Annotated in this window: 12 protein-coding genes and 2 riboswitches; of the genes, 3 read left to right on the top strand and 9 right to left on the bottom strand. The window is 69.1% G+C overall.

The window, feature by feature from the left end:
• Window positions 1-1,119 (top strand): DUF2855 family protein, encoded by a 1,119-nt coding sequence (locus AC07Q9_RS12995; protein WP_495309838.1) that lies wholly within the window; start codon window positions 1-3, stop codon window positions 1,117-1,119.
• 142 nt (window positions 1,120-1,261) lie between these two features.
• Window positions 1,262-2,182, top strand: coding sequence for a DUF3014 domain-containing protein (locus AC07Q9_RS12990; protein WP_495309836.1), 921 nt, complete (start codon window positions 1,262-1,264; stop codon window positions 2,180-2,182).
• A gap of 74 nt (window positions 2,183-2,256) precedes the next feature.
• On the opposite strand, the gene gcvP is transcribed toward AC07Q9_RS12990, so the two are convergent.
• The 7 genes from gcvP to AC07Q9_RS12955 all read right to left on the bottom strand — a co-directional run bounded on the left by gcvP (window position 2,257) and on the right by AC07Q9_RS12955 (window position 10,455).
• A complete protein-coding gene (gcvP, locus tag AC07Q9_RS12985; protein ID WP_495309834.1) occupies window positions 2,257-5,166 on the bottom strand; it encodes an aminomethyl-transferring glycine dehydrogenase in 2,910 nt (969 codons plus the stop codon).
• Window positions 5,167-5,224: 58 nt separating this feature from the next.
• Window positions 5,225-5,596 (bottom strand): glycine cleavage system protein GcvH, encoded by a 372-nt coding sequence (gene gcvH, locus AC07Q9_RS12980; RefSeq protein ID WP_062474411.1) that lies wholly within the window; start codon window positions 5,594-5,596, stop codon window positions 5,225-5,227.
• Between the two features lie 71 nt (window positions 5,597-5,667).
• On the bottom strand, window positions 5,668-6,840 hold the full coding sequence (gene gcvT / locus AC07Q9_RS12975; RefSeq protein WP_495309832.1) for a glycine cleavage system aminomethyltransferase GcvT: 1,173 nt from the start codon (window positions 6,838-6,840) through the stop codon (window positions 5,668-5,670).
• 47 nt (window positions 6,841-6,887) lie between these two features.
• Window positions 6,888-6,992: riboswitch (glycine riboswitch) on the bottom strand.
• A gap of 12 nt (window positions 6,993-7,004) precedes the next feature.
• Window positions 7,005-7,095, bottom strand: a riboswitch (glycine riboswitch).
• A gap of 49 nt (window positions 7,096-7,144) precedes the next feature.
• Window positions 7,145-7,822 carry an N-acetylmuramoyl-L-alanine amidase gene (locus tag AC07Q9_RS12970; protein ID WP_495309831.1) on the bottom strand — a complete coding sequence of 226 codons (678 nt, stop codon included), beginning with the start codon at window positions 7,820-7,822 and terminating at the stop codon, window positions 7,145-7,147.
• 94 nt (window positions 7,823-7,916) lie between these two features.
• Complete coding sequence (locus AC07Q9_RS12965; protein ID WP_062474467.1) at window positions 7,917-8,453, bottom strand: hypothetical protein; 537 nt, start codon at window positions 8,451-8,453, stop codon at window positions 7,917-7,919.
• 94 nt (window positions 8,454-8,547) lie between these two features.
• Window positions 8,548-9,021, bottom strand: a complete 474-nt coding sequence (locus tag AC07Q9_RS12960; protein ID WP_495309828.1) for a L,D-transpeptidase Cds6 family protein — start codon at window positions 9,019-9,021, stop codon at window positions 8,548-8,550.
• A gap of 243 nt (window positions 9,022-9,264) precedes the next feature.
• Window positions 9,265-10,455: an MFS transporter gene (locus tag AC07Q9_RS12955; RefSeq protein WP_495309826.1), complete on the bottom strand. Its 1,191-nt coding sequence runs from the start codon at window positions 10,453-10,455 to the stop codon at window positions 9,265-9,267.
• 109 nt (window positions 10,456-10,564) lie between these two features.
• On the opposite strand from AC07Q9_RS12955, the gene AC07Q9_RS12950 reads away from it, so the two are divergent.
• Window positions 10,565-11,344: an AraC family transcriptional regulator gene (locus tag AC07Q9_RS12950; RefSeq protein WP_495309824.1), complete on the top strand. Its 780-nt coding sequence runs from the start codon at window positions 10,565-10,567 to the stop codon at window positions 11,342-11,344.
• Window positions 11,345-11,377: 33 nt separating this feature from the next.
• Here AC07Q9_RS12950 and AC07Q9_RS12945 read toward each other — a convergent pair whose 3' ends face one another.
• A complete protein-coding gene (locus AC07Q9_RS12945; protein ID WP_354346482.1) occupies window positions 11,378-12,670 on the bottom strand; it encodes a TRAP transporter large permease in 1,293 nt (430 codons plus the stop codon).
• 10 nt (window positions 12,671-12,680) lie between these two features.
• Window positions 12,681-13,193: a TRAP transporter small permease gene (locus tag AC07Q9_RS12940; protein WP_095947438.1), complete on the bottom strand. Its 513-nt coding sequence runs from the start codon at window positions 13,191-13,193 to the stop codon at window positions 12,681-12,683.
• Window positions 13,194-13,207 lie beyond the last annotated feature (14 nt).

Raw genomic sequence — 13,207 nt, 5'->3', positions numbered from 1 at the left:
ATGAACAACGCATTCACTTTAACCCGCCTCGAAACGCGCAAGAACGCACTCGGAACCACCCGCATCGTCACTTCGGAAGACGCCGGCAGCCTGCAGCCGGGCGAGGTGCTGATGCAGATCGAGCGCTTCTCGCTCACCACCAACAACATCACCTACGCGGCCTTCGGCGATGCGGTGATGAAGTACTGGCAGTTCTTTCCCACCGGCGACGCCGACTGGGGCCACATGCCGGCCTGGGGCTTTGCCGACGTGGTGGCATCGAACGTGGAAGGCGTGGCGGTGGGCGAGCGCTTCTACGGCTACTTTTCCATTGCGAGCCACCTGCGCATGCAGCCGGTGCGCGTGACGCCGCGCGGCTTCTACGACGGCGCGGCGCACCGCAGCGAACTGGTGTCGGCCTACAACCAGTACATGCGCTGCAGCCACGACGCGGGCTACGTCGCCGCGCTGGAGGACTACCAGATGCTGGTGCGCCCGCTGTTCATCACCTCGTTCATGCTGGCCGACTTCCTCGAAGACAACGGCTTCTTCGGCGCGACGCAGGTGGTGGTGTCGAGCGCCTCGAGCAAGACGGCGTTCGGCACGGCCTTCTGCCTCGGCCGCCGCGAAGGCCTGCAACTCATCGCCGCCACCTCGGAAGGCAACCGCGCCTTCGTCGAGGCGCTGGGCTGCTACGACCGCACGGTGGCTTACGGCGAGATCGCGACGCTCGCGGCCGACGTGCCCACGCTGTACGTCGACTTCGCGGGCCACGACGACCTGCGCACCACCGTGCACCACCACTTCGGCGAATCGCTGGTGTACGACTGCTATGCGGGTTCGGCGCAGAAGACCGAATTCCTGGGCGACACCAGCGCGCTGCCCGGCCCCACGCCGAAGCTCTACTTCGCGCCCGTGCAGATCCGCAAGCGCAATGCCGACTGGGGCCCGCAGGAGGTCAACCGCCGCTTCAACGACGCGCAGGGCCGCTTCATCGCCGAGCTGAGCCGCCCGGGCAACCGCTGGATGACGCTGGCTCAGGGCCGCGGCTTCGCGCATGCGCAGGCGGTGATCGCCGACCTGCACGCGGGCCGCGTCGATCCGCGCGAGGCGCATGTGGTGCGCATCGGCGGCGAGTGACAGCGTGAGCGACTGAACTTCGGCGCGGGTGGGGCGTCACAGGGGGTTACGAGAACGTGGCGATCGTGCGGGCCGTGCAGGCCATCCTGGTGCACCATTGCCTTTCGTCTCCCCACTGCCATCCCGCAAAAGGAAACCGCCCATGTCCGACGCCGACTCCCCCCGCGACACCCCTGAATTCCGACCCCGCAAGGAAGCGCCGATGGGCACCATCGTCGGCCTGGCGCTGGTCGTGCTGGTGGCGGCTTATTTCGGCTGGCGCTGGTACCAGCAGCAGCAACTGGCGCCGCTGCCGACCGCGCCCGTGGCCGTCGCACCGAACGACGCGCCCCCCGAGCCGCCCAAGGCCGAAGAGCCCAAGGGCCCGCAGAACCCGGTCGAGGCGCTGGCCCCGCCCGATGCCGCGCTGCCCGCACTGGCCAGTTCCGATGCGCGCGTGATGAAGGCGCTCACCGAGCTGCTGGGCGGCAAGGCCGTCGCGGCCTACCTGCAGTCCGACGGCGTGGTGCGGCGCTTCGTGGCCACCGTCGACAACCTGCCGCGCGAGCAGGCACCCGCCAGCAAGTGGCCCGTACAGCCCGCGCCGCAGCGCTTCATCACCGAGGGGCCGCAGCAGGGCGGCGTGCAGACCATCGCGGCGAACAACGCGGCGCGCTACAACGGCATGGTGATGCTGGCCGGGGCGGTCGATCCGGCCAAGGCGGCGGCGGTGTATGCGCGGCTGTACCCGCTGTTCCAGCAGGCGTACGAAGAGCTGGGCTATCCGGGGCGCTATTTCAACGACCGCTTCATCGCCGTGATCGACCACCTGCTGCAGGCCCCCGAGCCCACCGGGCCCGTGCAGGTGAAGCTGGTCGAGGTGAAGGGCGAGATTCCCTCGCAGCGGCCCTGGGTGCGCTACGAGTACGTCGACCCGAAGCTCGAATCGCTCTCGGCCGGCCAGAAGATCCTGGTGCGCATGGGGCCCGAGAACGAGCGCAAGATGAAGGCCAGCCTGCGCGGGCTGCGCGCGCAGATCGCCACCGGCGAGGTGGCGAAGCAGGCCGGCAAGAAGGCGCCGTAACGGGCGAAAGAAAATAAAAAGGGGCGCCGCAAGCCATGCGGCGCCCCTTTTTCATTTTTGACGATCGTTCGCGCTCAGGCCTCTTCGGTTTCCTGGTACTCGCCCACCGGCACGCAGCTGCAGAACAGGTTGCGGTCGCCGTAGACGTTGTCGACGCGGCCGATCGGCGGCCAGTACTTGGCCTGCTTGAGTTCGGCCAGCGGGAACGCGCCGAGTTCGCGCGAGTAGGGGTGGCTCCACTCGCTGCCCAGCAGGCTGGCGGCAGTGTGCGGCGCGTGCTTGAGCGGGTTGTCGTCCTTCGACCAGACGCCTTCTTCCACCCGGCGGATCTCGCCGCGGATGGCGATCATCGCGTCGACGAAACGGTCGAGTTCGGCCAGCGGTTCGCTTTCGGTGGGCTCCACCATCAGCGTGCCGGGCACGGGGAAGCTCAGCGTGGGCGCGTGGAAGCCGTAGTCGATGAGGCGCTTGGCCACGTCTTCGGCGGTGACGCCGCTGGTGTCCTTGAGCGGGCGCAGGTCCAGGATGCACTCGTGCGCGACGTGGCCGTTGGGGCTCGCGTACAGCGTGGGGTAGTGGTCCTTCAGGCGCGCGCTGATGTAGTTGGCGCTGAGGATGGCCGTCTCGGTCGCGGCCTGCAGGCCCTTGGCGCCCATCATGCGGCAGTACATCCAGCTGATCGGCAGCACGGCCGCATTGCCCAGCGGCGCGGCCGACACGGCGCCCACGCCGTTCGAGGGCACGCCGGCCGTGGCATGGCCCGGCAGGTAGGGCACGAGGTCTTCGACCACGCAGACCGGACCGACGCCCGGGCCGCCGCCGCCGTGCGGGATGCAGAAGGTCTTGTGCAGGTTCAGGTGGCTCACGTCGCCGCCGAACTCGCCCGGCGCGGCCACGCCGACCAGCGCGTTCATGTTGGCGCCGTCGACGTACACGCGGCCGCCGTGCTCATGCACGAGCTCGCACAGTTCCTTCACGCGGGTTTCGAACACGCCGTGCGTGCTGGGGTAGGTGATCATCACGGCGGCCAGGTGGGCGCTGTGCTTCTCGCAGGCGCGCTTCAGGTCGTCCATGTCGACGTTGCCTTGCGCGTCGCAGGCCGTCACCACCACCTGCAGGCCCACCATCTGGGCGCTGGCCGGGTTGGTGCCGTGGGCCGACGAGGGAATCAGGCAGATGTTGCGGTGGCCCTGGCCCTTGGCTTCATGGAAGGACTTGATGGCCAGCAGGCCCGCGTACTCGCCCTGCGAGCCCGCGTTGGGCTGCAGGCTGATGCCCGCGTAGCCGGTGGCCTCGCACAGCCAGGCGCGCAGCTGCGCGTCGAGCTGGGCGTAGCCCTGCAGCTGGTCGGCGGGCGCGAAGGGGTGGATGTTCGCGAACTCGGGCCAGGTGATGGGGATCATCTCGCTGGTCGCGTTGAGCTTCATGGTGCAGCTGCCCAGCGGGATCATGCTGCGGTCGAGCGCGAGGTCCTTGTCCGAGAGGCTGCGGATGTAGCGCAGCATCGCGGTCTCGCTCTTGTGGGTGTTGAACACCGGGTGCGTGAGGAAGGCGCTGGTGCGACGCAGGTCCTCGGGAATCAGCGGCGTGGTGTTGGCGGCCAGTTCGTCGAAGCGCGGCATCGCGGTGCCGGCGGGCACGAACAGGGCCCACAGGGTTTCGATGTCGGCGCGCGTGGTGGTTTCGTCCAGCGAGATGCCCAGGTGCTGCTGCAGGCGCTGGCGCAGGTTGACGCCGCCGGCCTGTGCGCGCTCGATGATCGCGGCGGTGTCGTCGCCGGTGCGGATCGTCAGCGAATCGAAGGCGGTGGTGTTCACCGGCTCGCGGCCCATCTGCGACAGGCCCTTGGCGAGGATGGCGGTGAGCACGGCCACGCGCTGTGCGATGCGCGTGAGGCCGTCGGGGCCGTGGTACACGGCGTACATGCTGGCGACCACGGCCGGCAGCACCTGCGCGGTGCAGATGTTCGAGGTGGCCTTCTCGCGGCGGATGTGCTGTTCGCGCGTCTGCAGCGCGAGGCGGTAGGCGGGCTGGCCGTGCGTGTCGACGCTCACGCCGACGAGGCGGCCGGGCAGCGAGCGCTTGAACGAATCGCGGCAGGCCAGGTAGGCGGCGTGCGGGCCGCCGTTGCACAGCGGCATGCCGAAACGCTGCGTGGTGCCGCAGACGATGTCGGCGTCGAACTCGCCGGGGGCGACCAGCAGCGTCAGCGCCAGCAGGTCGGCCGCGACGATGAAGGCGGCGTCGCACTGGTGCGCGTGCCCTGCGAGCGGGCGCAGGTCGTGCACGTGGCCGGTGGTGGCCGGGTACTGCGCGAGCACGCCGAAGAACTCGCCGCTCACCATCAGGTGCGGCAGCGTTTCCGACACCGTGCTCACCTTGACCTCGATGCCCAGCGGCGCGGCGCGGGTCTTGATGACTTCGATGGTCTGCGGGTGGCAGTCACCTGACACGAGGAACACGTTGCTCTTGCTCTTCACGCTGCGCTTGGCGAGCGTCATGGCTTCGGCGGCGGCCGTGGCCTCGTCGAGCATCGAGGCGTTGGCGATGGCCATGCCCGTGAGGTCGCACACCATCGTCTGGAAGTTGAGCAGGGCTTCCATGCGGCCCTGCGAAATCTCGGCCTGGTAGGGCGTGTAGGCCGTGTACCAGGCGGGGTTCTCCAGGATGTTGCGCAGGATCACGCCCGGCGTGTGCGTGCCGTAGTAGCCCTGGCCGATGAAGCTCTTGAACACCTTGTTCTTCGACGCCAGCGTCTTCAGCTCGGCCAGCGCGTCGGCCTCGGTGACCGGCGCGGGCAGGCGCATCGGCCGGGCGCGGCGGATGGCCGCCGGCACGATGCCGTCGATGAGTTCCGCACGCGTTTCGGAGCCGATCACCGGCAGCATGCGCGCCTCGTCCGCCGCATCGATGCCGATGTGGCGGGCGAGGAATTCTTCGGCGTTCTCTAGTTCTTGCAAAGAGGGAAGGGCGGGAATCGGCATGGCGGTGAAGGCTCGGGGGAGAAGGAACGAAGGTGCGAGGAAACGGCTGTTCAGCGGATCAGGATTCGGCGGCGAACTTGTCGTAGCTGGCGGCGTCGAGCAGGGCGTCGAGCTGCGCGGGTTCGCTCAGCTTGACCTTGAAGAACCAGCCGGCGGCCAGCGGGTCGCTGTTGGCCAGCGACGGGTCGGCGCGCAGCGCTTCGTTGACTTCGGTGATCTCGCCCGACACGGGCATGAACACATCGGCGGCGGCCTTCACCGACTCGACCACACCGGCGACCTCGCCCTGCGCGAAGGTCTTGCCCACTTCAGGCAGGTCGACGAACACCACGTCGCCCAGCGCGTCCTGCGCATGCACGGTGATGCCGACGGTGGCGGCGCCGCCTTCGGCCGCCACCCATTCGTGGTCCTTGGTGTATTTGATGCTCATGAAAAAACTCCTCGTGGAAAAAATGGAATCGGGGTGCAGAGCCTAGCCGGGTCTGCGGGGTTCAGTGTCGGTCAGCCGCGGTAGTAGCGCGTCGGCACGAAAGGCATGGTCGAGACTTCCATCGGCACCGGCTTGCCGCGCACGATGGCCTGCACGCGCGTGCCGGGCTCGGCGAAGGCGGCGGCCACGTAGCCCATGGCCACGCAGCGGTCGGCCGTGGGGCCGAGCAGGCCGCTGGTGACGGCGCCGATGTCGTGGCCTTCGAGCGACTGCAGCAGCGTGCCGTCGCGCACCGGGATGCGTTCGAGTGCCACGAGGCCGACGCGCTTGCGCGTGAGCGTCTTGTGGTCGGTGTGGCCGGCCGCGCCCGAGGCGACGGCGGCCAGCTGGGCCAGCACCTTGGCCGCGCCCGGAAAGCCGCCTTCGCGCGCACCGCCGGTGCGACGCACCTTCTGGATCGCCCAGTTGAGCGAGGCTTCGACCGGGGTGGTGGTGGTGTCGATGTCGTTGCCGTACAGGCACAGGCCGGCTTCGAGCCGCAGCGAGTTGCGCGCGCCCAGGCCGACGGGCTTCACCTCGGGCTGCGCGAGCAGCAGGCGGGCGAGGGCGTCGGCGTCTTTTGCGGCCACCGAGATCTCGAAGCCGTCTTCGCCGGTGTAGCCGCTGCGGGTGACGAAGGCCGCGATGCCGCCGATCTGCACCGCGCCGCCCGTCATGAACACGAAGCGCTCGATGCCGGGCGACAGGCGCGCCAGCGTGGCCGCGGCCTGCGGGCCTTGCAGCGCGAGCAGGGCGTGGTCGGGCAGGGGCTGCACCTGGCAGCGCGCGCCGATCCTGGCCTGGATGTGGGCGATGTCGGCCACCTTGCAGGCGCCGTTCACGATCACGAAGAGCGAGCCATTGCCTTCGTTGAAGAACATCAGGTCGTCGAGGATGCCGCCCTCGTCGTTCAGCAGCAGGCCGTAGCGCTGCTTGCCGGCGGGCAGGTCGACCACGTCGACGGGCATCAGGGTTTCGAACGCGGCGGCGGCATCGGGGCCGACCAGGCGCAGCTGGCCCATGTGCGAGATGTCGAACAGGCCGGCCGCGTCGCGCGTGTGCTTGTGCTCGGCCATGAGGCCGGCGGGGTACTGCACGGGCATGGAATAGCCGGCGAAGGGCACCATGCGGGCGCCGAGCTCCACGTGCAGGTCGTACAGCGGGGTCTTGAGAAGTTGGGCGTCAGAAGCGGAGGAAGCGGCCACGGGGCACTCCAAAGGGGCAGTCGAAATCCATGGCTGCAACGCCACGGGCCACCCCTGCTGTCCGCTTTACCTGAGAGATTCGCCCCACGATCGGGGTTTGCTCCTTCGGTGGGCCGCGTGCAATGCCACGGCCTCTCTCCAGCAAGGAAACGCCGGTGGTTGCCGGCGTCTTGTCAGTCCTTTTGCCTGAGCGTTCGGGGAACCCCTGCGCCTTCGGCGGCCCCGTCGCGCGGGGCTCTCTCCTGACCCGGCGAGTGTAGTGGATCGCGGGGCCGGGGCTGGTGTCGACGTGCCTGTGGGGGCCTCAGGTGTGGCAGCAACCCGCGGCCTGGGACGGCCTGATGCGGGAGAGCGGCATGGCGGAGGCGACCGCCACGGGAATGGCATCGGCCTCGCCATTCAGGACCAGGTGCTTGAAGCGCTCCCAGTCGAACAGGGTGCCGGGGTCGGTGCGGCGGTCGGGGTCCAGCTTGGCGTGCGAGACCACATGGGCCAGGTTGGGGTATTTGGCCCAGCAGTGGCGAACGATGCGCGCCGTGATTTCGACTTGCCAATCGGAGAACGGATCGAGTTCCTGCTTGTTCACGACCTCGATGCCAAGCGACCAGTGGTTGACCCGCTTGGCCCCGTCGTTCACATCGGGATGCGAGGCCGCATTGCGTACGTGCCACGCAGCGAGCGCCTCGGGCACGCAGGCCCACACCAGTTCGCCGTGCTGGGCCTCGTCCTCATCGGGCACCAGCCAGTGAAACGAGGCAGCGTCGGTCGGCTTCTTCATGACCGAGATGGCACCGGAAGACGATCCGCCGGCCGTGGCATGGATGACCACCGTGGTGATGCCCATGATCGGATCGACCGATCGTTTCGTCGTGCATGTCGGCCAGTACGGCTGGACGCCGGGGTACCAGGGCTCGTTGAGGGAGACTTCGCCCGGTCGTTTCGACTTGGGAAGCGTGAAGTGATAGCTCTGCGGATTTGGCATGCTGAACCTCCTTGAGTTGGGAGGTGAGTTCTAGCAGCGAGCCCCGCAGGTCCGCGTCCCCTGAACAGGGGATGTCGACCCGCTCTCGCGAGGTTCAGTGCACGGTTTCTGCCGGCGGCAGCAGCTTGTCGATGCGCTCGCGCAGCGAGTCGGCGCGCTCGGGGCCGGCGGCCTTCTCGATCTCGGAGAGCATCAGCGCGGCGATGGTCAGCATGGCCTCGCGGTCGCGGGCCTCGCGCAGGGCGTCGCGCATCTGGTTGGCGAAGCGCGGGTCGCGGCGCACGAACATGCGCTCGCAGATGTCGAACAGGAACATGCGCGTGGTGGCCAGCGAGCGCTTGCCGTCGAAGCTGTCGGCCGAGGTGGCGACCTGGATCGGCTCGGCGGCGGGGACGGGCGTGGGGGCGGGTGCCGGAGGCGGCGCGACCGGGCGCGCGACCTGCAGGTAGCCGCGCTGCATCAGCCCCTGGATCGCCTGCTCGGCCTCGACGCGGCTGGGGAACAGCGGGCTGAAGTCGGTCAGCGAGCGCCGGCCGTCGGCCATGAGCAGCAGGGCGCGCTCACGCTGGCTGAGCGTGCGCTGCCCGGCCTGGAGTTCGTCGCGTGCCTTCTCGGTCTTGGTGGGGAACATGGCGGCCACAGCTTTCGGAGGTCGAAGGCTGCAGCATCGTGGCAAGTGGTGACATCTTCGTGAACCATTTGCCTTACAGGGACAAGGGGGCGCGTCAGTTGCCCGCGCTCTCCTTGCGGATCAGCCAGCGCGTGCCCACGCGCTGCAGCTCGAGCGTCTTGCGGTCGGTTTCGGTGAGCGCGTCGGCGCGGTAGACCTGCCGGAACTGCGCGCTGGCCGAGGTGCCCTGGACGCTGATCACCAGCCCCTCGATGCCCACGCTGATGCGCGACTTGCCCGTGATGCGGGCGCGCCGGTCGGCCTCCCAGCGCTCGCGGGTCTGGCCGCGCGCGGGGGTGAAGTCGCTCGCGTAGGCGGCGAGGTAGCGCTCCACGTCGCGCGCGGACCAGGCGGCGGCCCAGGCGCGCACGGCGCTTTCCACTTCGGCAAGGTGGGTGACGGGATTGGTGGGGTTGGCGGGGGCGGCTGCTGGTGCAACGGGCGCGGCGGCCGGCGTGGCCGCGATACCGGCGGTGGCCAGCAAGCCGGCAGCGACAAGGCTGCAGCCCTGGGCGACGATTCGGTGCATGGCGTCCTTCTCTTTCCTTCTTCTTGTCTGTCAGGCTCGACGTCTAAGCTTGCGTCGATTCTGGCAGTGAAAGAGGAGGCGTGCGGCGTTGAATCGCCCACGGATTTCGGTGGTCCGTGGTTCAGGGCGCGTGCACAGGACACCGGGTGCTTCCCTCCGCGAATGTCCCCCGCCTTCGGCTCCTCCTTGATTTCGCTGCGGGAAGCACCCAGTGCCCTGTGCACCGGGAGCGTGGGGTTGGGCTCAGGCCGCCGCAGCCTCGCCCGTCATCACCTGCACCGTCCGGTTGCGCAGCCGCAAGGCCAGCACGGTCGCGACGCACAGCACGCACAACACCACCGTGAGCGTCACGCCGAGTCCGCGTGCATCCGACAGCAGGCCGAACAGCGGCGACACCAGCCCGCCGACCGAGAGCGCGAGGCCGAGCGTGATGCCGCTGGCGGTGGCCGGGTTGCGCGGCAGGTAGTCCTGCGCGAGCGTCACCTGCGCGGCGAAGGGCAGGAACATGCTCATGCCGAGCCACGCGGTGCAGGCCAGCGCCGCGCCGGGCGTGGAGGAAAGCACGAGGCCCGCCATGGCCGGCAGCGCGAGCAGATAGCCGCTGCGGATGGTGCCCATGCGCCCGATGCGGTCGCCGAGCCAGCCGCCGGCCAGCGTGCCCACGGCCCCTGCGGCGGTGAAGGCGGTGAGTGCCGCGGCGCCCTGGAAGGTGCTGCCGTGCAGGTCGCGCGTGATGCGCAGCGAGAGCATCGACAGCACCGTGACGTAGGGGATCGACCAGCCCACGATGGTCGCGACCAGCAGGCTGAAGGCGCGCCAGTCGTTGTGCGGTTTCAGCACCTGGGCGCGGGCCTGCGCGGCGCGCGCCACCGTGGCCGCGTGCTGGGCGGCCGCGCTGCGCCGCGCGTTGGCCGCGAGCCACACCACGCCCATCGCCACCGCGGGAATGCCCAGCAGATAGCTGCGCGACAGGCTGCCGCCGCCGACCACCGTGGCCGCCAACACGGGCGCGAACGAGGCGCCGATGGTGCCGCCCACCGAGAACACGCTCATCGCCTTCTGCGAGGCGCCGCCGGCCGCGCGCGCGGCCACGGTGGCGGGCGGGTGGTAGGCCGCGATGCCCAGCCCGCACAGCGCGACCGCGATCCAGGTCAGCAGGTAGCTCTGGCTCAGGCCCGCCAGCACCACGCCCAGCGCCGCCACCAGGAAGCCCACGGGCACGAGCCAGGCGCGCGGGTGGCGGTCGGCGTACAGGCCGAACAGCGGTTGCACCACGCTCGACAGCCCGGTGGCCGCCAGCATCAGGCCGCTCACGGCCGTGTAGCTGTAGCCGCGCTCCAGCACCATGAAGGGCAGCAGCGCGGGCACGAGGCCCTGGTAGAGGTCGTTGACGGCATGGGTGCCGGTGAGCAGCCCGAGTCGGCGCGTGTTCATGCGATGGCTTCTTTCCTGGATGTCCGGTTGGAGAAAAAGAGGGAGAAAAGCCATCGTAGGAAGACACGGAAAGATGTTCTCGCTATGAATGTGCAAACATCGTCGTGAAATGGACAAACTGAATCTGCGCCCCGACGAAGGCGAATCGACCCCGCGCGCGGTCGCCGTGCTGGCCACCGACCCGGCGGGCGACGCCTTCATTCCGCCGCACGCGCACCGGCGCGGGCAGCTCATCCACGCGATCTCGGGCGTGATGATGGTCGGCGCCGCGGCCGGCAGCTGGGTGGTACCGCCGGGGCGCGGCGTCTGGGTGCCGCCGGGCATGCCGCACCAGATCCGCATGGCGGGCGAGGTGAAGATGCGCACGGTCTTCGTCGAGCCCGGCACGCGCGCCGACCTGGGCGCCGAGTGCCGCGTGATCCATGTGGGCGCGTTGCTGCGCGAGCTGATCGTGGCGGCCGTGTCGCTGCCGCTGGACTACCCGCCGGGCGGGCGCGACGAGCGCGTGATGGAGCTGATCCTTGACGAGATCGAGGCCGCGCCCGCGCTGTCGCTGCATGTGCCGATGCCGCGCCACGCGCGCCTGGCCGCGCTGTGCGAGGCGCTGATCCGCGACCCCGCGCAGCCCGCCACGCTCGACGGCTGGGCCGCGCGGCTGCACATGAACGCGCGCACGCTGGCCCGGCTGTTCGAACGCGAAACTGGCATGACCTTCGGCGCGTGGTGTCGACAGGCGCGGCTGCTGCTGAGCCTGCCGCGGCTGGCCGCGGGCGCGTCGATCCTGGAGGTGGCGCTGGCGCACGGCTACGAGAGCCCGAGCGCCTTCACCGCGATGTTCCGCCGCACGCTCGGCGTGCCGCCGAGCCAGTACCTGCACCCGCCGGCCTGAAGCTGGGGGTGCGGGCGGGAGCGGCCCGTGCCGCTACTTGAACCCGAGCGCGCGCGGCAGCCAGGTGCTGAGCATCGGCACGAAGGTCAGCAGGACCAGCACCGCGCCGTGCGCCCACAGGAAGGGCACCAGCTCCTTCACCAGCGCCGACATCGGCACCTTCGACACGTTGCAGGTAACGAACAGCAGCCCGCCCACCGGCGGCGTGATCATGCCCAGCGTGAGGTTGAAGATCACGATCATCGCGAAATGCACCGGGTCGACGCCCAGCTTGATGGCCACCGGCGCAAGGATCGGCGCCAGCACCATCACGCCCGGCAGCGGCTCGATGAAGATGCCGAACAGCAGCAGGAACACGTTGACGATGATCAGGAACATCCACGGCGAGAGGTTCATGCTGATGAGCCATTCGGCCATCTGCTGCGGAATGCCCTCGATGGTCAGCACCCACGCGAACGAGGCCGACAGCCCGATGATGATCAGCACCGACGCCGACAGCAGGGCCGAGCGCGACAGGATGTCGGGCAGCATCTTCCACTCGAGCGTGCGGTAGATGAACTTGCCGCACACCAGCGCGTAGAACACCGCCACCACCGACGCCTCGGTGGGCGTGAACCAGCCGGCGCGCATGCCGCCCAGGATGACCACCGGCAGCAGGATGGCGGGAATCGCCTTCCACGTCGTGATGAGGATCTCGCGCAGCGGCGGCGTCTGGCCGTCGCCCTTGTAGTTGCGCTTCTTCGACACGTAGAAGTTCACCACGCACATCGCCACCGCGATCAGGATGCCCGGCACGATGCCGGCCACGAACAGCTGGCCGACCGACACGGTCTCGTCCTGCAGCGCGTAGATGATCATGATGATCGAGGGCGGGATGATCGGCCCCACGATGGCCGTGGAGGCCGTCAGCGCCGCCGCGTACGAGCGGTCGTAGCCGGCCTTGTCCATCATCTTGATGAGCATCGAGCCGGGGCCGGCCGCGTCGGCCAGCGCCGAGCCCGAGATGCCCGAGAAGAAGGTCAGCGACACCACGTTGGTGTAGCCCAGCCCGCCGCGCCGGTGGCCGACGAACTGGCCCGCGAAGCGCAGCAGCACCTCGGTGAGCGAGCCGCCGCTCATCAGTTCGGCGGCCAGGATGAAGAAGGGCACGGCCATCAGCGGAAAGCTGTCGATGCCGGTGAAGGTTTCCTTCAGCAGCACCATCAGCGGGTAGCTTTCCGCGAGGATCAGGGTGGCGGCCGTGGCCAGGCCGAGCGCGAAGGCCACGGGCACGCCGATGGCCAGGAACACGCAGGCGGAGACGATCAGGACAATGCTGGCATCCATGGTCTTCTCCTTACAGCGAGGCCGACGCGTTGGCGTCGAAATGCGCGTCCGACGCGAACTCGCGGTTCAGCACGTAGCCGCGCACCACCAGCAGCCAGTGCACGATCAGCAGCACGCCGCCGATCAGCATCGCGCTGTAGATGTAGGCGAACGGAATCTGCGTCACGGCGGTGAGCTGGAACATCGTGCGTTCCATGTAGAGCCAGCCGTACCAGACCATGAAGCCGAAGAAGGCGAACAGCAGCCCGGCCACCACGAGGCGCACCGCCACGGCCGCGGGCCGGGGCAGGGCGTCCTGCAGGTTCTCGACGGCGATGTGGCCGCCGTAGCGCAGCACGGGCCCGGCGCCCAGGAAGGTGAGCCAGATCATCATGTGGCGCGACACCTCTTCGGCCCATTCGATCGACTGGTTCGTGGTGTAGCGCAGCACGACGTTGGTGAAGATGATGACGGACATGGCCGCCAGCAGGAGGATCAGCGCCCACCGGTTGGCGGCGAGAAAGTAGCGCTCGAAGGCTTGCACGTTGTGGTTCTCTG

Source organism: Variovorax sp. GW821-FHT09A10 (genome assembly GCF_059418385.1).
This window is presented reverse-complemented; position numbering and strand designations above follow the sequence as displayed.

What these genes read in the sequence shown, in the direction of transcription:
- AC07Q9_RS12995 (WP_495309838.1), top strand. Translation starts at nt 1, where the DNA reads ATGAACAACGCATTCACTTTAACCCGCCTCGAAACGCGCAAGAACGCA.
- AC07Q9_RS12990 (WP_495309836.1), top strand. Translation starts at nt 1,262, where the DNA reads ATGTCCGACGCCGACTCCCCCCGCGACACCCCTGAATTCCGACCCCGC.
- gcvP (WP_495309834.1), bottom strand. Translation starts at nt 5,166, where the DNA reads ATGCCGATTCCCGCCCTTCCCTCTTTGCAAGAACTAGAGAACGCCGAA.
- gcvH (WP_062474411.1), bottom strand. Translation starts at nt 5,596, where the DNA reads ATGAGCATCAAATACACCAAGGACCACGAATGGGTGGCGGCCGAAGGC.
- AC07Q9_RS12970 (WP_495309831.1), bottom strand. Translation starts at nt 7,822, where the DNA reads ATGCCAAATCCGCAGAGCTATCACTTCACGCTTCCCAAGTCGAAACGA.
- AC07Q9_RS12965 (WP_062474467.1), bottom strand. Translation starts at nt 8,453, where the DNA reads ATGTTCCCCACCAAGACCGAGAAGGCACGCGACGAACTCCAGGCCGGG.
- AC07Q9_RS12960 (WP_495309828.1), bottom strand. Translation starts at nt 9,021, where the DNA reads ATGCACCGAATCGTCGCCCAGGGCTGCAGCCTTGTCGCTGCCGGCTTG.
- AC07Q9_RS12955 (WP_495309826.1), bottom strand. Translation starts at nt 10,455, where the DNA reads ATGAACACGCGCCGACTCGGGCTGCTCACCGGCACCCATGCCGTCAAC.
- AC07Q9_RS12950 (WP_495309824.1), top strand. Translation starts at nt 10,565, where the DNA reads ATGGACAAACTGAATCTGCGCCCCGACGAAGGCGAATCGACCCCGCGC.
- AC07Q9_RS12945 (WP_354346482.1), bottom strand. Translation starts at nt 12,670, where the DNA reads ATGGATGCCAGCATTGTCCTGATCGTCTCCGCCTGCGTGTTCCTGGCC.